We start from the raw sequence: 19,594 nt of genomic DNA, 5'->3' as shown, positions 1-19,594 counted from the left end.
GGCGGCGGGCCGGGTGTTCAAGAACTGGACAGTCCGCCGGCAGGCGTACCGTGGGAGGACGCCCCACGCCCCCGGGAGGTCCGATGTCGCCGCCGGCCGACCCGCCGCCGCTGCCCTGGGGCGCGCAGCCGGCGCCGTACGACGACGTGCCCGCCGCCCCCGAGCGCGGCCCCGAGCCCGAGCCCGAGCCGGATCCCGACCTCGTCGAGCTTGACGACCCGGACCACCCGGACGACCCGGCGGTCCCGGACGACCCGGTGGAGGGAGCGACGGGTCCGACGGGACCGGCCCGGTCCGCCCGCCGCGGACGCCTCCGGACCGCGGGCGTCCTCGCCGTCGGCCTCACCGTCGGCTGGAGCGCCGCCACGCTGCTCGGCGGGGACGAGCCCGGGCCGGTCCCGCCGTACGGGTCGAGCGGCTCCGCCGCCCTGATGTCGATCGACCCCTCGTTCAGCTCGGGCCTCGCCGACGTCTGCGAGCGGCGTGCGGTGCTGGAGCGCGCGCAGCCCTTCCCCGACGACCCGGCCGACCTGCGCGTCGCGATCACGCAGGAGCAGCTGCCCTACCCGACGGCGGAGGCCTACGCACGGGTGCCGATCGACCGACCGTGGGCGCACCGCGGTGAGTCCTACGACGACCTCAACGGCGTCGTCTGCGTCTCGATCGTGCCCGACAGCCTGACCCTGCGCACCGGCTGCTTCAACCAGACCGACTCCGACGTCGTGCGCTGGGACGTGTACGGCGCCCGCTGGGTCGTCACGGTCCTCGACCCCACGACCGGCGAGGTCGTCGCCGAGGGCGAGCCGTTCGACTCCACCGAGGTGGTGGGGACGCCGACGTGCGCGACCCCGCCGCCGGCCGCCCGCGCCGACCGCACCGTCGGCGTGGTAGACCTCGACGGCACGCAGGTGGTCCGCGCGCAGGTCGAGACCCTGGTCGGGAGGTTGTCGTCGCGGTGAGCCCCGTCGATCCGCCACCCCCGGACCAGCCGCCCGCCCCGTGGGGCGCGATGCCCGACGAGGAGCCGGCACCGCCGACGCCCGGCGCCCCGCCCCCGCACTCCTCGGAGCCCGCGGCCTCGCCCGCGGAGGACCCGCCGTACGACCTCGACGACAGCTCCGGCGACGCCCCCGACGGCGGACGCCGCAGCTCGGCCCCGCTCGTCGTCGCGCTCGCGGTCGGACTGGTGGCGGGCGCCGCGATCGGCGCGCTCGGCACGGTGCTGCTCACCGGCGAGGCCCCGGACCGGGAGGCAGCCCCCGCCCCCACCACCTCCACCAGCCCGTCGTCCGACCTGCCCGGCGGCGGCGACTTCGGGCTCGTCGGCGGCCTCGACGTCATCGAGCCGCCGTACGGCGAGGGCATCGACGCGATCTGCGAGCGCGACGCCGTGCTGGGCACCGCGGCGCCGTACCCCGCGGAGCCCGAGCTCGCCGGCGAGCTGCGCGCCGTCGTCGCCCAGCAGCAGCTCGCCTACCGCCCCGGCCCCCGCTTCGAGCTCGTCGAGAGCGACCGGGAGTGGGCGGCCACCTCGTACGACCAGCTCAACGCGGCGCTGTGCGTCCGGCGCGTGCCCGGCACCATGGACACCCGGCTCAGCTGCTCGGGCGCCGGCGCGGCCGGCGAGGGCGAGTGGCGCGTCTACACCGCCGACTGGGTCGTCGAGGTGGTCGACCCGTCGACCGGCCGGCTCGTCACCGCGGGCGAGCCGTTCTCCTCGAGCGACGTGACCGTGACCCCGGACTGCGCGGACGTGCCGCCCGACCTCGAGCCCGGTGAGCCGATCGGCGTGCTGGACCTCGCGGACCCCGAGGTCGTGCTCGCCCAGGTGGACGTGGTGCTCGCCGGGCTCTGAGCCGCGCCGCCCGGGGTACGGCGAGCCGGCTCAGGCCGCCTCGCGGCCCACGGCCAGGCGAGGCACGCCCGTCAGGCCCTTGCGGTAGCGGACCTGCGCGGCGTGGGCGTCGAGCAGCCGGTAGAGCGCGGTGTGGGCCTCCCACGGGAGCGGATCGGTGCCGTGGCGCCAGGTCTCGCCGAAGGCGATCCACACCGGCACCCAGGTCGCCGCCACGTCCCACGCACCGCGGCGGGCCTCGACCAGCCGGCGTCGCAGCTGGAACGCGGCCCGTGGGCCGTCGGCGCAGATCGGGGCGGTGCTGACGGGCCAGACCCAGAGGTCGCTGGCCACGAGGTCGAGCTCGAGCTCGCGCAGCACGGCGGGGTCGACGAGCACGGTGAGCACGTTCTCGTGGGGCTGGCGCAGCACCGCTCCTCCCTCCGCCGGCACGGGCCGGTCTCTACGTCGAGGGCGCCGACGCTAGCGCGGAGCGCCGACAACGGCCAGGGTCGCGGCGGCGACGCAGGTCAGACGTCCTCGCAGGCCCACTCGCTCAGGCCGTCGACCGTCATGACCTCCTGCTGCCGCGTCAGGACCTGCCCGGGCTGCAGCCCGGCGAGGTCGCGCGGGCGGAACTGCACGTCCGTCGTGCCGCGGTCGGTGTCGACGTACCCCGCTCCGAGGTCGTAGAGCGCGTCGGGGTCCAGCGTCCCGGCGTCCGTGTCGACGGTCCACCCGGCGCCCGGGTCGGCGAGCACGAGCTCGGCGGCGCCCTCGTCGGTCGTCCACCGCCCGACGGTGGGGTCCTCCGCCTCGACGTCGTCCTCGTCGAGCCGCACGAGCTCGACCTGCTCCACCCGCTCCCCGCAGGACGCGACGACGGCGACCACCCGGCCCCCGTCGTCGAGGTGCACCCCCACCGCCCCGACCGGGCTGTCGCCCCCGATGCAGCCGGTGAGCACGAGGGCGGCCGGGGTGAGCACGGCGGCGAGGAGCACGGAGCGGGCAGGGCCGATGACCGGGGTGAGGGGCATGCCGCTCAGTCTCCGCGCGCTCCGGGCCGGGGCCGATGGAGCGCCGTACTCAGGCGGGCGCCAGCACGATGTCGAAGCCCACCCGCGACCACGCCGCGTCGCCGAGGTCGCGGCCGTCGGGCGTCGGCGTGCCCGCGGGCTGCTCGACGAAGTCCTTGACCAGCGACTCCTTCACGCCGAAGACGCTGTCGCTGTCGAGCAGCTCGTCGCCGCGCACGAAGATGTGCGTGACCAGGGTCCGCAGGTGCGCGGCCGTCACCATGAAGTGCAGGTGCGAGGCCCGCATCGGCGACCGGCCCGTCGCCGCGAGCATCGCGCCCACCGGCCCGTCGTCGGGGATCGGGTACGGCGTCGGGGTGATCGCCCAGAACCGGAAGCCGCCGTCGTCGTCGCTGAAGAGGTGCGCGCGACCCGCGGTGCGGTCGTCGTCGTACTGGACGTCGTAGAAGCCGTCGTCGTCGGCCTCCCAGACCTCGAGCCGGGCGCCCGCGACGGGCCGGCCCTCGGTGTCGCGCACCGTGCCCTCGACCCAGCACGGCTGGCCGGCGGCCCCGCCCGCGATGTCGCCGCCCAGCGGTACCTCGGGGGCGTCGTCGACGAAGAACGGCCCGAACACCGTCGCCTCGGTGGCGTCGCCGTGGGCCTCGTTGTTGATGGCGATCGTCTGCATCGAGGCGCCGAGGGTGTCGGAGAGCAGGATGAACTCCTGGCGGCGGTCGTCGGTGAGGTGGCCGACCGCGGTGAGGAAGTCGATGCCCTGCGACCACTCCTCCTCGGTGAGGCGCACGTCGCGCAGGAAGCCGTGCAGGTGGCGCACCGCGGACTGCATGATCTCGCGCAGGCGCGGGTCGGGGGTGCCGTCGAACGAGTCGACGACGAGCTGGACCAGCTCGTCCTCGCGGGTGCGTTGCTCGTCGGTGGTCATCGGGGGGTCGCTCCTTCCCAGGCGGCGCGCAGCAGGCGCTCGAGGACGTCGGGGGTCACGGTGGCCGGGTTGCTCGCCGGCACCGACGGCAGGATCGCCGCGACCGCGTCGGGGATCGTGGCCTCGTCGAAGCCGTGGTCGCGCAGGGCCCGGGGCGCGTCGAGCCGGGCGCGCAGGGCCTCGAGGCCCTCGAGACCGGTGGCGGTGCCGAAGGCCCGGGCGATGCGGGCGTCGGCGTCCGGCGCGGCCGGCGCGTTGAGCGCCAGCACGTAGGGCAGCACCACGGCGTGCGTGGCCGCGTGCGGCAGGTCGTAGCGACCGCCGAGCACGTGGCAGATCTTGTGGTGCAGCCCGGAGCCGGCCGAGGCGAACGCGACCGCGGCGAGGTAGGCGCCGTACAGCGCCTCCTCCCGGCCCGCGGGGTCGCCGGGGTCGTCGACGATGCGCGGCAGGCCGGCGTCGAGCGCGCGGATGCCCTCGGCGGCGAGCGCCGCGTCGATCGGGTCGGTGCGGGGCGCCCACATCGAGTCCACGCAGTGCGCCAGCGCGTTGAGCCCGGAGGCGACGCTCAGGTCGACGGGCAGCGACAGCATGAGGGTCGCGTCGTACACGACCGAGCGCGGCAGCACGCGGGCGTCGACGCCGGTCGTCTTGGTGGCGCCCTCGGTGAGGCCCCAGACGTTCGTCGCCTCGGACCCGGCGTACGTCGTGGGCACCGCGACGACGGGCAGCCCGGAGGTGAGCGCGACCGCCTTCGCGAGGCCGGTGGTCGAGCCGCCGCCGACGCTCACCAGCAGGTCGACGTCGTGCTCCGCGGCGGCCGCCCGGGCGCGCTCCGCGACCGGGACGGGCACGTGCATCACCACCTCGTCGTGCACGTGCACGACCGGCAGGCCGTCGGTGACCTCGCGCGCGAGGCGCGCCTCGGCGGCCGAGGCCAGCACCATCACGCGGGCGGCCCCGAGCCGCTCCACCTCGGCGGCCAGGGCGGTCGCCGCCGCCCCGGGCGCGAAGACCACGCGCTGGCCGAGCGTCTCGTGCTCGAACCGGTAGGTCATGCCGGCACCTCCCGACCCAGGATCCCGGCGAGCGCCTCGCGCAGCGCCGCGGCGGGGTCGGCCGGGAGGGAGGCCGCGCGCCAGGCGACGTGCTTGTCGGGGCGCACGAGCAGCGCGCCGCTCTCCTCGACCTCGCGGATCCGCGACCAGTCGTAGTAGAGGTCGGTCACCTCGCGGCCGGGACCGATCACGACCGTCGCGAGCGGCACGCCGAGCTCGCGCCCCACCGCCTCGGCGGCCTCCTCCCACGCCTCGCCGGCCACCCCGGTGAGCAGGGTGAAGCGGTCGTACGGCGCGAGGTCCATCGTCGCGAGGCGGCGCCGGTGGTCGCCCACCCACGCGTGGGGCAGGTGGGAGCCGGGCACCGTCGAGGCCTGGTGGTAGAGGTCGGGGTCGCGGGTCGGCTCGGGCCGGGCGGACCCGTCGGACCGGATCGCCGTCGACTCGTAGAACTGGCCGAGCTCGACGCCGTGGGCGTTGAACTCGTAGTTCTTCAGCTCCATCGCCTCCACCAGGGCGGCACGCTTGGCGGCGCCGGCGGGCGTGTTCGCCTTGCGCTCCTCGATGGCGCGCACCATGTCGTCCTCCGTCTCGGCCTCGGTGACGCCGAGGGCGACGAACAGGTCCACGAACTCGCGGCTCGACCGGTTGGCGCGACGCACGATGCGCTCGGCCACCGGCGCGCGCTCGGTCGAGTAGGTCTCCAGCAGCGAGGCGTCGGCCTGGCCGGCCAGCACCGCCGCGATCTTCCAGGCCAGGTTGTAGGCGTCCTGCACCGAGGTGTTGGAGCCCAGGCCGTTGCTGGGCGGGTGCCGGTGGATCGCGTCGCCGGCGCAGAACACGCGCCCGGACTGGAGGTGGGTCGCGTACATCTCGTTGTTGCCCCACAGCGAGGTGCCGGTGATCTCGACGTCGAGGTCGGGCATCCCCAGCAGGTTGCGCACGATCTGGCGGGCCGCGGCCTCGTCGACGACGGGCGGCTCACCCGCGATGTCGTAGCCCCACACGATCAGCCACTCGTCCCAGGGCCGGATCATCCGCACCAGGCCGGCGCCGATGCCGCCGACGTTCGAGCCGGGCTGGATCACCCAGTAGAGGACCGACGGGCGGTGCCCGACGTACGACGTGATGTCGGCCCTGAAGGTGATGTTCATGGAGCCCGCGATGTCCATGGCGCCCTCGAACGGCAGACCGATGTCGGCCGCGACCTGGGAGCGGGCCCCGTCGGCCCCGATCAGGTACTTCGCGCGGATCGTGTAGCGGTGCCCCGTGAGCCGGTCGAGCACCTCCACGGAGACGCCGTCGGCGTCCTGGGTGTGGGAGAGGTACTCCGTCGAGAAGCGGGTCTGGGCGCCCCGCGCGGTCGCGTTGCGCACCAGGATCGGCTCGAGGTAGGTCTGCGGGATGTCGACCGTCAGGCACGGCGACGCCAGCTGGTAGTCGGCCTCGCGCGCCGGGCTGGTGCCCCAGGTGCGGATGCGGCCGATCTCCTCGCCGGCGATCGACGTGCAGAACACCGTGTCGCCCACGAGCTCGTGCGGGGTCGCGTCGGCGAGCACCTGCTCCTCGATGCCCATGTCGCGGAAGATCTCCATGGCGCGCTGGTTCGTGATGTGCGCCCGCGGCGTGTTCGCCGTCCAGCGGTACTTGGTGATCATGATGGTGGGCACGCCGAGCGTCGCGAGGAACAGCGCCGCGGCCGATCCGGCCGGCCCCGATCCCACGACCACCACGTCGGTCTCGACCGTCGCCGTGGTCGGCACCGCGGTCTCCTTCTGCCCGTCGTCGAACGCCGGCACGGGGTCCACCTCCCTCGAGCCGGTCGTGCGCCGGCCCCTGCGTCGAGTGTCGGCAGCCCGCCGGTCGCGGTCGAGGTGTGACGGCCGTCTCGGCCGGAACGCGAAGCCGTGGCCGATCCACGCAGCCCGGGGCCCGGGACGGGGCGGGCGGGCGGGGGCGGGGGGGTCAGGCGAGCGGTACGGCGCGCGCGGCGGCCGCCTGGCGCCGTACGTCGCCGGCGCGCTCACCGAAGTGCGTGGTGAAGGCGTGGGAGAAGTGCGCGGCGGAGGTGAAGCCGCAGCGACGGGCGACCTCGGCGACCGACGTGGTCGCGCCGGCCGGGCTCTCGAGGAGCCGACGGGCCGACTCGAGGCGCCGGGTCAGCACGTAGCGCGGCACGCTCGTGCCGGTGGCGCCGAAGACCCGCGAGAGGTGCCGGGTGCTGAGGCCGACGGCGTCCGCGACCCGCGCCGCGGTCAACGAGGGGTCGGCCAGGTGGCGCTCGACGTACGTGCGGGCGGCCGCCAGGTGGGCGGCGCCGAGGTCGTCGTCGGGGCGTCGGCCGGTGAGCGCGGCGACGAGCTCGAGGAGGGTGCGCTCCTCCGCGGGGTCCGGGTCGGTGGCGCGGGCGGCGGCGCCGACGTGGCGGGCGAGGGTGTGGGCGAACGAGCTGTGGCCCGCCCCGAACCCGACCACCACCGGGCTCGGCACGTGGTCGACGCCGGTGACCTCGGCGAAGACGTCGCGCGGGATCTTCAGCACCAGCTCCTCCAGCCCGCGGGAGAAGCCGCGGAGGAACGGGCGGTCGGCGTCGCAGAGCAGCAGCTGCCCCGGCTGGAGCGTGAGCACGCCGTCGTCGTGGTAGTAGAACGCCTCGCCGACCAGGGTGAAGAACAGGGCGACCGACTCGGCCGGCCGCTGCCGGACCATGGCCGCGTCGCGCTCCACCACGTGCGAGCTGCCCCGCACCCGGGCGAGCTGGACCCGGTCGAGCCGCACGTTGATCTCGGTCGCCTCGAGCGCGGTGGCCGCGAGCGTGCGGCAGCGCAGCCCGATCAGCTGGTCGGCGTTGTGGCTCTCCCAGAGGTCGACGCGCTGCGCCTCGGGGAGCCCCACCGTCGAGAACGCGACCGGACCGGAGCCCTGCGGCCCGCGCCCCGACGTGATCTGCGTCATGTCCGGAGCGTACCCGCGAGGATCGTCAGGCGCCCGTGGTCGCTCCCGGCAGGCGGCCGTGGTCGCGCAGCACCAGCAGGGCCCGCAGGGTGACGAGCCCGCGCCACTCGGTGGTCTGGGCGGGCGACCAGGGCAGCCAGTCGAAGGTCCACCCGCCGTCCGGCTGCTGCGCCGCCTCGAGACCGTCGAGCGCCGCCGCCACCTGGGCGTCCGTGAACAGCGCTCGGCTCCGGGTGCCCGGGCGGGGCGCGAGGGTGAGCAGGTCGAGCCGCTCGCCCTCGGTGCCGCCGGCGACCGGCACGGAGCCGTCGTCGTCGACGAGGGCGCCGAGCGCGGCGATCGTCGCCCGGGCACGGCCCTCGTCGGGGTGGGCGTCGAGGAACGTCAGCGCGTACTTCACCCAGTACGACGACAGCTCGTCGAGCACCGCGAGCCGGCGCCAGCACCACTCCTCGGCGGCATCGAGCCACGGTGACTCCTGTCCGGCCGTCCGCAGCACCGCCGCCAGCCCGAACGTCAGGTGCGACCCGCCCTCGACCGGCTCCATCCACGGCCCGCGGGGGTAGCGCAGCGACCCGGGCAGCACGAACGGCACGCCGCCGTCGGCGTCCGCGACGCTCCCGACGTACGACGCCAGCCCCGCCACCATCGGCTCGTCGAGCCGACCGACCTCCTCGAGCACCTCGAGCCCGTGCAGCGTCGCCGTGGTCTCGCTCAGCGGACCCCGTACGTCGGGCTCCAGCGCGTGCCCGAACCCGCCGTCGGCGTTGAGGTAGGCGCGGAGCGCGACCACGACGGCGGCTGCCGCCGTACCGCGGTCGACCCCCACCCCGAACGCGTGCGCGTAGCGGTGGCGGTCGAGCAGGCGGGCGTTCTCGAGGAGGAAGCGCTCCGCGGCGGCGAGGTCGACGGTCATGCGGTCGATGCTAGGAGGGGCCAGGGGCGCGGGCATGGACGGAACGGCCAGCGCCTGGCGGAACGACGAAGGGCCCGCAGCGACTGCTGCGGGCCCTTCGTGATCGGTGCGCCTGTAGGGATTCGAACCCCAAACCTTCTGATCCGTAGTCAGATGCTCTATCCGTTGAGCTACAGGCGCATGCCGCCCGCCGTGACGCGCGACTGGTCGAGGATAGCGGACCCGCTCCGCCAAGGAAAATCGGATGCCCGGCGCCGCGTCGGCGGGCGCCGTACCCACCCCAGCCGGGGACGTCATCCGAGTCGAGCCCCCGGCACCGCGATCCGGATGACGTCCGCGCCCCGGCGCCGAACCGCCACGTCGAGCGTGCGCTGCGGTGCCACCACGTGACACCGGAGCGCACCCCAGGTCGGGCGGGCGGGCGGGACGGACGGACCCAGCCGCGCCGGACGACATCCGGGTCATCCGGTGCCACCTGGTGACACCAGATCACCCGGCTGCTGCGTGCGTACGGCGGGGCGGGCGCCGTACCCACCCCACCCCCACCCCGGGACGTCATCCGACTCGAGCCCCCGGCACCACGATCCGGATGACGTCCGCGCCCCGACGACGCCGTTTGTGAGCCCGTGAGCCTTGTGAGGCCGTGAGCCGAAAGTGACACCACCGTGAAGCACGCGCGGAGGAGGCGTAACAACCGCCGACCACGCTCAGGGGCATCCGCAGAAGGCCCGCCGTGGGCCGACTCCCCAGGAGGCTCCTCGTGACCACCCTCGCTGCCCCGCACGAGCCGCACGCGTCGGCTCCCCCGCCCGGAACCACCCCGCCCCACGGCACCCCCGGCAAGGGGCGGTGGATCGAGGACTGGCGCCCGGAGGACCCCGAGTTCTGGGAGAACGGCGGCAAGCAGGTCGCCCGCCGGAACCTGATCTGGTCGATCTTCGCCGAGCACCTCGGGTTCTCGGTGTGGCTGATCTGGAGCGTCTCGTCGGCGTTCCTGCTGGCCCAGGGCTTCGCGTTCTCCGCCCAGCAGCTCTTCTTCCTCGTCGCCATCCCGAACCTGGTGGGCTCGCTGCTGCGCCTGCCCTACACGTTCGCGGTGCCGAAGTTCGGCGGGCGCAACTGGACGATGATCAGCGCGGCCCTCCTGCTCGTGCCGACGCTGCTCTTCGCGGTGGCGGTGCAGAACCCGGGCACGCCGTACTGGGTCTTCTGCGTCATCGCGGCCACGGCCGGCTTCGGCGGCGGCAACTTCGCCTCGTCGATGGCCAACATCAACTTCTTCTACCCGGCCGCGAAGAAGGGCTCGGCGCTCGGCCTCAACGCCGCGGGCGGCAACCTGGGCGTCTCGCTCATCCAGCTGCTGCTGCCGGTGATCGTCGGCGGCGCGGGCATCTTCGGCCTGGTCAAGGCGTCCGAGGGCGGCATCCACCTCGAGCACGCGGCCTACGTGTACGCCGGGCTCGCCGTCGTCGCGACCGTGGCGGCCTGGCTGTGGATGGACAACCTGCGCTCGGCGGTCTCGAAGCCCCGCGAGCAGCTGCAGGTCGTGCGCAGGCCGCACACCTGGATCATGGCGTTCCTCTACATCGGCACGTTCGGCTCGTTCATCGGCTACTCCGCCGCGATGCCCCTGCTCATCAAGCTGAACTTCTGGGTGCCGGAGCCCTCCCCGCTCGGCACGGGCATCTACTTCGCCTACTTCGCGTTCCTCGGCGCGGGCATCGGCTCCGCGACCCGCCCGCTCGGCGGCTGGCTCGCCGACAAGCACGGCGGCGCCAAGGTCACCCTCGGCGCGTTCGCCGGCCTCATCGTCTCCACGCTCGCGGTGCTCTGGACCCTCACGCAGCTCACGCCCAACCCGACGCAGGACCCGGCCATCGCCACCGACAACCAGTCGTGGTTCCCGTGGTTCCTCACCGCGTTCCTCTTCGTCTTCGCCTCCACCGGCATCGGCAACGGCTCGACGTACAAGATGATCCCCGCCATCTGGCGCACCGAGGTCGAGCGCAGCACCACCGCCGGCACCCCCGAGCGCACCGCCGCGATCGCCACCTCCACCAAGCAGGCCTCGGCGGCCCTCGGCGTCATCGGCGCGGTCGGCGCGATCGGCGGCTTCCTCATCCCGCTCGCGTTCAGCGCCCCCTGGGTCGAGGACCCGATGGCCGCCACCCGGGGCGCGCTCATGGTCTTCGCCGGCTTCTACGTGGTCTGCGCGTTCGTGACGTGGGCCGTCTACCTCCGCACCGTGAAGGCGGGCGCGGTCTCCCGCGTCAACCTCGCCGGCGCCGGCATCTGAGGAGCTCGACCGACGTGACGACCACCCACTGCCCCTACTGCTCCCTGCAGTGCGGGATGACGCTGACCCGCTCCGGCGGCCCCCGCGGGCCGCTGGAGGTGGGGGCGTGGGAGTCGTTCCCCGTCAACGAGGGCGCGCTGTGCCGCAAGGGCTGGACCGCCGCCGGCCTGCGCGGCCACCGCGAGCGCCTCACGACGCCCCTGGTGCGCGAGACGCTGCCCGACGGCACCCGTGGCGAGCTGCGTCCGGCGAGCTGGGACGAGGCGCTCGACCTCGTCGCCGACCGCCTCCGCGACCTCCGCGCCGCGCACGGCCCCGACGCCGTGGCCGTGTTCGGCGCGGGCGGCCTGACGAACGAGAAGGGCTACCAGCTCGGCAAGTTCGCCCGGGTCGCGCTCGGCACGAGCCAGATCGACTACAACGGCCGCTGGTGCATGTCGTCCGCCGCGTCGGCCGGGCTCCGGGCCCTCGGGGTCGACCGCGGCCTCCCGTTCCCGCTCGCCGACGTCGAACGGACCGACGTGCTCGTGCTGGCCGGCTCCAACCTCGCCGAGACGATGCCGCCGGCCGCGCGCCACCTCGACCGCCTGCGCGCCCGCGGGGGCCGCGTCGTCGTGCTCGACCCGCGCCGTACCCCCACCGCCGACCGCGCCGACCTGCACCTCGCCCCCGTGCCCGGCACCGACCTCGCGCTCGCGCTCGGCGTGCTCCACCTGGTGGTGGCGGCCGGGGCCGTCGACGAGGAGTACGTCGCGGCCCGCACGACGGGCTTCGACGAGGTACGGCGCAGCGTCGCCGCGTGGTGGCCCGAGCGCGTCGAGCGGGTCACGGGCGTCGCGGCCGACGAGGTGCGCGCGCTGGCCGACCTGCTCGTCGGGACGGCGGGCACCGGGGGCCGCGTCATGGTGCTGACCGCCCGCGGCGTCGAGCAGCACAGCCAGGGCTCCGACACGGTGCTCGCCTGGATCAACGTCGCCCTGGCGCTCGGCCAGCCCGGCAGGCCGGGCGCCGGCTACGGCTGCCTCACCGGTCAGGGCAACGGCCAGGGCGGCCGCGAGCACGGCCAGAAGGCCGACCAGCTGCCCGGCTACCGGATGATCGACGACCCCGCCGCCCGCGCCCACGTGGCCGGGGTCTGGGGCGTCGACCCGGCGAGCCTGCCGGGCAAGGGTCGTTCGGCCTACGAGCTGCTCGAGGCCCTCGGCCAGCCGGGCGTCGACGGCGGACCCGACGGGCCGCGCGCGATGCTCGTGCTCGGCTCCAACATCGTCGTCTCCGCCCCGAACGCCACCCACGTCACCCGGCGGCTCGAGAGCCTCGACCTGCTCGTGGTCGCCGACATGGTGCTCTCCGAGACCGCCGCGATCGCCGACGTCGTCCTGCCCGTCACGCAGTGGTCGGAGGAGACCGGCACGATGACGAACCTCGAGGGCCGGGTGATCCTGCGGCAGGCGGCGACGAGGCCGCCCGAGGGCGTCCGCTCCGACCTCGAGGTGATCGCCGGGCTCGCCGCGCGGCTCGACGCCCCCGGCACCTTCTCCACCGACCCCGAGGAGGTCTTCGCCGAGCTCGGCCGGGCCTCCGCGGGCGGGAAGGCGGACTACTCGGGCCTCACCTACGACCGGATCCGCGCGGAGCACGGCGTCTTCTGGCCCTGCCCCGCCACGCCCGACGACGAGCCCGACCACCCGGGCACGCCGCGGCTCTTCGCGGACTCCTTCGGCCACGCCGACGGCCGCGCCCGCTTCCTCGCCACGGAGTTCCGGGGCGCCGCGGAGCAGCCGTGCGACGACTACCCGCTCCACCTCACGACAGGTCGGGTGCTCGGCCAGTACCAGTCCGGCGCCCAGACCCGCCGCATCCGCGACCTGCCCGACGACGGCCCGTTCGTCGAGCTGCACCCGATGCTCGCCCGCCGCCTCGGCACCGCCGACGGCGAGCTGCTGACCGTCAGCACCCGCCGGGGCTCCATGCGCGCGCCGGCCCGCGTGGTGGAGACGATCCGTCCCGACACGGTCTTCGTGCCCTTCCACTGGGTCGGCGCGAACCGCCTCACCAACGACGCGCTCGACCCGGCGAGCCGGATGCCCGAGTTCAAGGTCTGCGCGGCGGCGGTGACGGCATGAGCGAGCGCCCCCAGCACCCCCAGCACCTCGTCGTGGTCGGCCACGGCATGGCGGCGGTGCGCCTCGTCGAGCTGCTCGTCGGCGGGGGATGGATCGAGCAGGGCCACGCCCTGACGGTGATCGGCGAGGAGCCCGGCCCGGCGTACAACCGCATCCTGCTCTCCGCCGTGCTCGAGGGCACCCACGACGCCTCGTCGACCGTGCTGCGCGACGAGAGCTGGTACGTCGACCGCGGCGTCGCCCTGCGCACCGGCGTCCGCGTCGCGGAGATCGACCGCGAGGCCGGCGAGGTCGTGCTCGTCGACCGCAGCCGCGTGGCCTACGACCGGCTCGTGCTCGCCACGGGCTCGGTGCCGTCCCTGCCCCCGATCCGCGGGATGGTGCGCCCCGAGGGCACGCTGCACGAGCGCGTCCACGCGTTCCGCTCCGCGAGCGACTGCCGCGGCCTGGTCGCGGCGCTGGCCGACCGTCGTACGCCGGTGCGGCGCGCCGTCGTCGTGGGCGGGGGGCTGCTCGGCCTGCAGGTCGCCCGCGCGCTCGGCGCCCGCACCGGCCACGGGGCCGTCGTCACCGAGGTCGTCGAGGGCGCCGAGCACGTGCTGTCGCGCCAGCTCGACCGCAACGGTGCCGGCATCCTCGCCCGCGACCTCGCCCGCCTCGGCACCACCGTCTACACCGGCGCCCGCGCCGTGCGGCTCGTCGCGTCGCCGCAGCCGGAGCACGCCGTGGGCGTCCGCCTCGACAACGGCCACGTGCTCGCCACCGACCTCGTCGTGCTCACCGCGGGCGGCCGGCCGTCGACCGCGCTGGCCCGCCGGGCCGGGCTCGACGTCCGCCGCGGGGTCGTCGTCGACGACGCCCTCACCACCACCGACCCGCGCATCCACGCGATCGGCGACTGCGCCCAGCACGCCGGCAAGGTCTCCGGCTTCGTCGGCCCCGCGTGGGACCAGGCCGCGGCCCTCGCCGGCCGCCTGCTCGGCGACCCCACGCCGTACGCGGGGGTGCGCGAGGTCGCCCGCCTGCGCGCCACCGGCCTCGACGTCGCGGTGCTCGGCGACCCCGAGGCCGCCACCGCGGCGGCCGGCGAGGTCGTCGAGATGACCAACCCGATCACCCGCAGCCACCGCAAGCTCGTCGTGCGCGACGGCCGGGTCGTCGCCGCCGCCCTCGTCGGGGACCTCTCCCGGGTCGGCCTGCTCACGCAGTACGTCGAGCGGGGCACCGTGCTCGGCCCCCACGAGCCGGGCGACCTGCTGCTGCCGGAGAAGCGCACCGGCAGCACCGGCCCCGCCGACCTGCCCGACGACACCGAGGTCTGCGCCTGCGCCGGGGTGTCCGCCGGGGCGGTCCGCGCGTGCGGGTCGCTCGACGACGTCCGCGCCACCACCCGCGCCACCACCGGCTGCGGCGGCTGCTCCGGCACCGTCCGCGCCCTGCTCGCCGCCCGCACCCCCGTCGGAGCCCTCGGTGGTTGAGGAGCGAGCGCCAGCGAGCGTCTCGAAACCACCACGCACCGCCCGCACACCCCGCACCACCCAGGAAGAGGTACCCGTCATGAGCCCCACCGCCAGCGGCCGTCGCCCCCGCATCGTCGTCGTCGGGCACGGCATGGTCGGCCACCGCTTCGTGGCCGCGGCCGTCGAGCGCGGCCTCACCGCGACCCACGACGTGGTCGTCTACGGCGAGGAGCGGCGCGTCGCCTACGACCGCGTGGCCCTCACCTCGTTCTTCGAGGTCGGCGCCGACGCCCTCTCGCTCCTGCCGTCGGGGGTGTACGACGACCCGCGCGTCGCCCTGCACACCGAGACGTCGGTGGTGGGCATCGACCGCGAGGCGCGGCGGGTGCGGCTCGCGGACGGCACCACCGCGTCGTACGACGAGCTCGTGCTCGCCACGGGGGCGGCCCCGTTCGTGCCGCCCGTGCCGGGCAAGGACCTCGACGGCTGCTTCGTCTACCGCACGATCGAGGACCTCGAGGCCATCCGGGACGCGGCGGCCCGCCCCCGCGCGGACGGGTCGAAGGCCCGCGGCATCGTGATCGGCGGTGGCCTGCTCGGGCTGGAGGCGGCGAACGCGCTCGTCCAGCTCGGCGTCGAGGCCCACGTGGTCGAGATGGCGCCGCGGCTCATGCCCGTGCAGCTCGACGGCGCGGCCGGCGCGACCCTGGTGCGCCACATCGAGAAGCTCGGGGTGCACGTGCACTGCGGCGTGGTCTCCACCGAGGTGCTCGACGACGGCACCGGCCGGGTCGCCGGGCTGGGCCTGCGCGACGCCGATGCGCTCGAGGCCGAGATCGTCGTGTTCTCCGCCGGGATCCGGCCGCGCGACGCCCTGGCCCGCGAGGCCGGGCTCGCCGTGGCCGAGCGCGGTGGCATCCTCGTCGACGAGCAGCTGCGCTCCACGACCGACCCGCACGTGTGGGCGATCGGCGAGTGCGCGGCGCCCGCGGGCCGCATGTACGGCCTCGTCGCGCCCGGCTACACGATGGCCGAGATCGTCGCCGACACCCTGCTGGGCGGCACGGCCGGCGCGTTCACGGGCGCCGACATGTCCACCAAGCTCAAGCTGCTCGGCGTCGACGTGGCCTCGTTCGGCGACGCGTTCGCCACCGGCCCCGACGCCCTCGAGCTGGTCTTCGCCGACGCGGTGGCCGGGCTCTACAAGAAGCTGGTCGTGGGCCCCGCCGGCCCCGACGCCGACGGGAACCCCCGCGAGGACGCCTGGGTGCTGCTCGGCGGCATCCTCGTGGGCGACGCGTCGTCGTACGGCGTGCTGCGCCCGCTCGTGTCCAGCGGGATGCTCCTGCCGGAGAACCCGGAGGAGCTGATCCTCCCGGAGAGCCGCGGCGCGCTGCAGCTCGGGCTCCCCGACGAGGCCGTGGTCTGCTCCTGCAACAACGTCACCAAGGGCGACCTCCTCGCCGCGGTCGACGTCGACGGCGAGCACCGCTGCGAGGACCTCGGCGCGGTGAAGGCGTGCACGTCGGCCGGCACCACCTGCGGCTCCTGCGTCACCACCGTCAAGGGCGTCATCGAGGACTACTTCGGCGAGATCGGCAAGGCCGTCGACACCAGCCTCTGCGAGCACTTCCCGCTCACCCGCCAGGAGCTCTTCGACGTCGTCGCGGTGCACGGCTACCGCAGCTTCACGGAGATCGTCGAGGCCCACGGCACCGGCCGCGGCTGCGACATCTGCAAGCCCGCCGTCGCCTCCGTGCTCGCCAGCCAGACCGGCGGCCACGTGCTCGAGGGCGAGGTCGGCGCGCTGCAGGACACGAACGACGCCTACCTCGCCAACATCCAGCGCAACGGCACCTACTCGGTGGTGCCGCGCATCGCCGGCGGCGAGATCACGCCCGAGGGCCTCATCGTCATCGGCGAGGTGGCGCGCGACTTCGGGCTCTACACGAAGATCACGGGCGGCCAGCGCATCGACCTCTTCGGCGCCCGCATGGAGGAGCTGCCGCTCATCTGGAGCCGCCTCGTCGACGCCGGCTTCGAGTCGGGCCACGCCTACGGCAAGTCGCTGCGCACCGTGAAGTCGTGCGTCGGGTCGACCTGGTGCCGCTACGGCGTGCAGGACTCGGTGCAGCTCGCCATCGACCTCGAGCTGCGCTACCGCGGGCTGCGCTCGCCCCACAAGCTCAAGGGCGGGGTGTCGGGCTGCGCTCGCGAGTGCGCCGAGGCGCGCAGCAAGGACTTCGGCGTCATCGCGACCGAGAAGGGCTGGAACCTGTACGTCGGGGGCAACGGCGGCGCGACGCCGAGGCACGCGCAGCTGCTGGTCGGCGACGTCGACACCGAGACGCTCGTGCGCTACCTCGACCGCTACCTCATGTACTACGTGCGCACCGCCGACCGGCTCCAGCGCACGGCGCCCTGGATCGAGAGCCTCGAGGGCGGTCTCGACCGGGTGCGCGAGATCGTGGTGGAGGACTCGTTGGGACTCGGCACCGAGCTCGAGGCGGCGATGGCGCGCCACGTCGAGGGCTACTTCGACGAGTGGAAGGCGACGCTCGAGGACCCCGAGAAGCTCTCCCGGTTCGTCTCCTTCGTCAACGCCCCGGGCCAGCCCGACCCGAACATCACGTTCACCACCGAGCGCGGCCAGATCAAGCCGGTCAACCTCGACGAGCCGGTCGTGCTCGGCACCTCGATCCCCGTCGGGGCCCCGCGATGAGCGCCGTACGAGCAGAAGGACCCACGACGACCTGGCTGCCCGTCTGCACCACCGACCAGCTCTCCCGGGAGCGCGGGGTCGCCGCGCTGGTGGGTGGGCGGGCGGTGGCGCTGTTCCGCACGTACGACGACGAGTGGTTCGCCCTCGACAACCACTGCCCCTTCGCTCACGCCTCCGTGCTGGCGCGTGGCATCGTGGGCACCCGTGGCGACGTGCCGTTCGTGGCGTCGCCGATGCTCAAGCAGCCGTTCGGCCTGCGCGACGGCGTCTGTCTCGACGACCCGTCCGTGCGGGTCCCGACCTATCCCGTCCGCGTCGTCGCGGGCGTGGTGGAAGTAGGAGTGGGGTCGCCGTGACCGAGGCGTACGACGACGGGTCCGGGGCCGCGGGCCCCGACGGCCCGCTGTCCGGCTTCACGATCGGCGTGACCGCCGCCCGCAAGGTCGAGGAGCAGGTCGCGCTGCTGGAGCGGCGGGGCGCCCGCTGCGTGTGGGCGCCGGCGCTCTCCCTCGACCCCAAGCGCGTCGACGACGACGAGCTGCGGGCCGTCACCGAGCAGGTGCTCGCCACCCCGGTCGACCTCTTCCTCGCCACCACCGGCATCGGCATGAAGGGCTGGCTCGACGCCGCCGAGCAGTGGGGCCGGCTGGACGAGCTGGTCGACCACCTCGGCAAGGCGGAGATCCTGGCGCGCGGGCCGAAGTCGGTCGGTGCCCTGCGCCGCCGCGGCCTGCGCGAGCTCTGGGCGCCCGAGTCCGAGCGGTTCGACGACGTGCTCGCCCACCTGCGCGGACGCGACCTCGACGGCGCCCACATCGTCGTCCAGGAGCACGGCCAGTCGCTCTCGATGGTCGCCCACGCACTGCGTCGGCTGGGGGCGACCGTGACCTCGGTGGCGGTCTACCGGGTCGAGCCCGCCGAGGACCCGACGCCCATGTTCGGCCTCATCGACCACATCGCCGACCGCACCCTGCACGCCGTCACCTTCACCTCGGCCCCGGCGGTGGCCGCGCTCATGGAGGCGGCCGCCTCGGTGGGCCGCCGCGACGCCGTCATCGCCGCGTTCCAGGCCGACGTGCTCGCCACCTGCGTCGGGCCGGTCACCGCCGCCGCCTTCGAGCTCTGGGGCGTGCCGACCGTCGAACCCGACCGCTCCCGCCTCGCCGCGATGGTGAAGCTGCTCGAGCTCGAGCTGCCGCTGCGCCACCAGGGCCAGCTGGTGGAGGCCGCGGGCCACACCGTGCGGATCATCGGCGACACGGTGCTGGTCGACGGCACCGAGGCGGCGCTCACCCCGGCCCCCCTCGCGATCCTCCACGCGCTGGCCGACCACCCGGGCGCCGTGGTGTCGCGCCGCGAGCTGCTCGCCTGCCTGCCCCGCGGCACCGCCGCCTCCGACCACGCGGTCGACATGGCGGTCGCCCGGCTCCGCGCCGCCGTCGGCACCAAGGTCGTCCAGACCGTCTTCAAGCGCGGCTACCGCTTGGCGGTGGAGGCACCGTGACCACGCTCGCCCACCCGGACGGCCGCATCCGCCTCGTCACCGTCGCCCACGGCACCCGCGACGGCTCCGGCAGCCCGGTCGCCCACGCCCTCACCACCGCGGCGAGCACGCTGCTCGGCATGCCGGCCACCACGTCGTACGTCGAGCTGGCCGCCCCGCTGCTCACCGACGTCCTGGCCGCGGCGACGACGCCGCTGGTCGTCGTGCCGCTGCTGCTGTCGTCGGGGCTGCACGTCGACAGCGACGTGCCCGAGGCGGTCGCGGACGCCCCCGTCCCCACGATCCTCACCGCCGCCCTCGGACCCTCCCCGCTCCTCGCCGACGCGCAGTGCGCCCGGCTCCGCGAGGCCGGTGCCCGCCCCGGGCAGCCGGTCACGCTCGTCGCCGCGGGCTCGAGCCGGCCGGAGTCCCTCGACGACCTCGCCGACGCCGCCGCGATGCTGGGCGGTCTCTGGGGCACGACGGTCCGGGTCGCGACGATGACGGGCCTGGGTGAGCGTCCGGACGCCGTCGTGCGCCCCGGCGACGCCGTCTCGCCGTACCTGCTCGCCCCCGGCTTCTTCTCCCGCCGCTGCGGCGAGGGCGCCCGCGCCGCCGGTGCGAGCGTCGTCGGCGACGTGATCGGCGCGCACCCCTCCGTGGTCGAGCTCGTCGCCCACCGCGCCCGCGCCGCGGCGTACGTCGCCCGCCCCGCCGCCTGACGCACCGGACGTCATCAGCTCCGAGCCCCCGGCGCCACGATCGGGATGACGTCCGCCTCC

At 75.0% G+C, this 19,594-nt stretch carries 16 protein-coding genes and 1 tRNA gene; 9 read left to right on the top strand and 8 right to left on the bottom strand.

Annotated features, from left to right (window positions below; translation table 11 throughout):
- The first annotated feature begins 83 nt into the window (after positions 1 to 83).
- Together K329_RS0121005 and K329_RS29965 are read left to right on the top strand one after the other, a co-directional pair.
- Complete coding sequence (locus K329_RS0121005) at positions 84 to 959, top strand: hypothetical protein (RefSeq protein ID WP_028474577.1); 876 nt, start codon at positions 84 to 86, stop codon at positions 957 to 959.
- Positions 956 to 1,855, top strand: coding sequence for a hypothetical protein (locus K329_RS29965; protein ID WP_157571862.1), 900 nt, complete (start codon positions 956 to 958; stop codon positions 1,853 to 1,855). The genes K329_RS0121005 and K329_RS29965 overlap by 4 nt, the downstream gene beginning before the upstream one ends.
- A gap of 30 nt (positions 1,856 to 1,885) precedes the next feature.
- On the opposite strand, the gene K329_RS0120995 is transcribed toward K329_RS29965, so the two are convergent.
- The 8 genes from K329_RS0120995 to K329_RS0120960 form a co-directional block, all read right to left on the bottom strand.
- Entirely contained in the window at positions 1,886 to 2,287 is a 402-nt protein-coding gene (locus K329_RS0120995) for a hypothetical protein (RefSeq protein ID WP_245596632.1), read from the bottom strand.
- Between the two features lie 77 nt (positions 2,288 to 2,364).
- Positions 2,365 to 2,871, bottom strand: coding sequence for a hypothetical protein (locus tag K329_RS0120990; protein ID WP_028474575.1), 507 nt, complete (start codon positions 2,869 to 2,871; stop codon positions 2,365 to 2,367).
- 49 nt (positions 2,872 to 2,920) lie between these two features.
- The gene (locus tag K329_RS0120985; RefSeq protein WP_052337187.1) at positions 2,921 to 3,796 is read right to left on the bottom strand and encodes a dioxygenase family protein; all 876 of its coding nucleotides are present in this window, start codon (positions 3,794 to 3,796) and stop codon (positions 2,921 to 2,923) included.
- Positions 3,793 to 4,854, bottom strand: a complete 1,062-nt coding sequence (locus K329_RS0120980; RefSeq protein WP_028474574.1) for a maleylacetate reductase — start codon at positions 4,852 to 4,854, stop codon at positions 3,793 to 3,795. Before K329_RS0120980 ends, K329_RS0120985 begins: the two co-directional genes overlap by 4 nt.
- Positions 4,851 to 6,653 (bottom strand): FAD-dependent oxidoreductase, encoded by a 1,803-nt coding sequence (locus K329_RS0120975; protein ID WP_028474573.1) that lies wholly within the window; start codon positions 6,651 to 6,653, stop codon positions 4,851 to 4,853. Before K329_RS0120975 ends, K329_RS0120980 begins: the two co-directional genes overlap by 4 nt.
- A gap of 166 nt (positions 6,654 to 6,819) precedes the next feature.
- Entirely contained in the window at positions 6,820 to 7,809 is a 990-nt protein-coding gene (locus tag K329_RS28540) for an AraC family transcriptional regulator (RefSeq protein ID WP_052337186.1), read from the bottom strand.
- A 25-nt stretch (positions 7,810 to 7,834) separates the two neighbouring features.
- A complete protein-coding gene (locus K329_RS0120965) occupies positions 7,835 to 8,725 on the bottom strand; it encodes a hypothetical protein (RefSeq protein WP_028474572.1) in 891 nt (296 codons plus the stop codon).
- Between the two features lie 107 nt (positions 8,726 to 8,832).
- Positions 8,833 to 8,905, bottom strand: a tRNA-Arg gene (locus tag K329_RS0120960).
- A 580-nt stretch (positions 8,906 to 9,485) separates the two neighbouring features.
- Here K329_RS0120960 and K329_RS28535 point away from each other — a divergent pair.
- The 7 genes from K329_RS28535 (at position 9,486) to K329_RS0120925 (ending at position 19,534) form a co-directional block, all read left to right on the top strand.
- Positions 9,486 to 11,021, top strand: coding sequence for an MFS transporter (locus K329_RS28535; protein WP_084541483.1), 1,536 nt, complete (start codon positions 9,486 to 9,488; stop codon positions 11,019 to 11,021).
- A 14-nt stretch (positions 11,022 to 11,035) separates the two neighbouring features.
- Complete coding sequence (locus K329_RS0120950) at positions 11,036 to 13,147, top strand: molybdopterin oxidoreductase family protein (RefSeq protein ID WP_028474571.1); 2,112 nt, start codon at positions 11,036 to 11,038, stop codon at positions 13,145 to 13,147.
- Positions 13,144 to 14,625, top strand: coding sequence for an FAD-dependent oxidoreductase (locus tag K329_RS0120945; protein WP_028474570.1), 1,482 nt, complete (start codon positions 13,144 to 13,146; stop codon positions 14,623 to 14,625). The genes K329_RS0120950 and K329_RS0120945 overlap by 4 nt, the downstream gene beginning before the upstream one ends.
- Before the next feature lie 79 nt (positions 14,626 to 14,704).
- Complete coding sequence (gene nirB / locus K329_RS28530; protein WP_043644347.1) at positions 14,705 to 17,329, top strand: nitrite reductase large subunit NirB; 2,625 nt, start codon at positions 14,705 to 14,707, stop codon at positions 17,327 to 17,329.
- Positions 17,326 to 17,685 carry a nitrite reductase small subunit NirD gene (nirD, locus tag K329_RS0120935; RefSeq protein ID WP_028474569.1) on the top strand — a complete coding sequence of 120 codons (360 nt, stop codon included), beginning with the start codon at positions 17,326 to 17,328 and terminating at the stop codon, positions 17,683 to 17,685. Before nirB ends, nirD begins: the two co-directional genes overlap by 4 nt.
- Complete coding sequence (locus tag K329_RS0120930; protein ID WP_028474568.1) at positions 17,682 to 18,833, top strand: uroporphyrinogen-III synthase; 1,152 nt, start codon at positions 17,682 to 17,684, stop codon at positions 18,831 to 18,833. Before nirD ends, K329_RS0120930 begins: the two co-directional genes overlap by 4 nt.
- Positions 18,830 to 19,534, top strand: a complete 705-nt coding sequence (locus K329_RS0120925) for a sirohydrochlorin chelatase (RefSeq protein WP_084541482.1) — start codon at positions 18,830 to 18,832, stop codon at positions 19,532 to 19,534. The genes K329_RS0120930 and K329_RS0120925 overlap by 4 nt, the downstream gene beginning before the upstream one ends.
- The last annotated feature ends 60 nt before the right edge of the window (positions 19,535 to 19,594 follow it).

The sequence above is a fragment of the Nocardioides alkalitolerans DSM 16699 genome (genome assembly GCF_000426525.1).
Classification (GTDB): Bacteria; Actinomycetota; Actinomycetes; order Propionibacteriales; family Nocardioidaceae; genus Nocardioides; species Nocardioides alkalitolerans.
The sequence above is the reverse complement of the archived record's forward strand: the minus strand, read 5'-3'. Positions and strand labels throughout refer to the sequence as shown.

Bases quoted from the DNA above. Each gene is read 5' to 3' on its own strand.
- K329_RS0121005 (WP_028474577.1), top strand. From the start codon at position 84: ATGTCGCCGCCGGCCGACCCGCCGCCGCTGCCCTGGGGCGCGCAGCCG.
- nirB (WP_043644347.1), top strand. From the start codon at position 14,705: ATGAGCCCCACCGCCAGCGGCCGTCGCCCCCGCATCGTCGTCGTCGGG.
- K329_RS0120965 (WP_028474572.1), bottom strand. From the start codon at position 8,725: ATGACCGTCGACCTCGCCGCCGCGGAGCGCTTCCTCCTCGAGAACGCC.
- K329_RS0120945 (WP_028474570.1), top strand. From the start codon at position 13,144: ATGAGCGAGCGCCCCCAGCACCCCCAGCACCTCGTCGTGGTCGGCCAC.
- K329_RS0120985 (WP_052337187.1), bottom strand. From the start codon at position 3,796: ATGACCACCGACGAGCAACGCACCCGCGAGGACGAGCTGGTCCAGCTC.
- K329_RS0120990 (WP_028474575.1), bottom strand. From the start codon at position 2,871: ATGCCCCTCACCCCGGTCATCGGCCCTGCCCGCTCCGTGCTCCTCGCC.
- K329_RS0120980 (WP_028474574.1), bottom strand. From the start codon at position 4,854: ATGACCTACCGGTTCGAGCACGAGACGCTCGGCCAGCGCGTGGTCTTC.
- nirD (WP_028474569.1), top strand. From the start codon at position 17,326: ATGAGCGCCGTACGAGCAGAAGGACCCACGACGACCTGGCTGCCCGTC.
- K329_RS28540 (WP_052337186.1), bottom strand. From the start codon at position 7,809: ATGACGCAGATCACGTCGGGGCGCGGGCCGCAGGGCTCCGGTCCGGTC.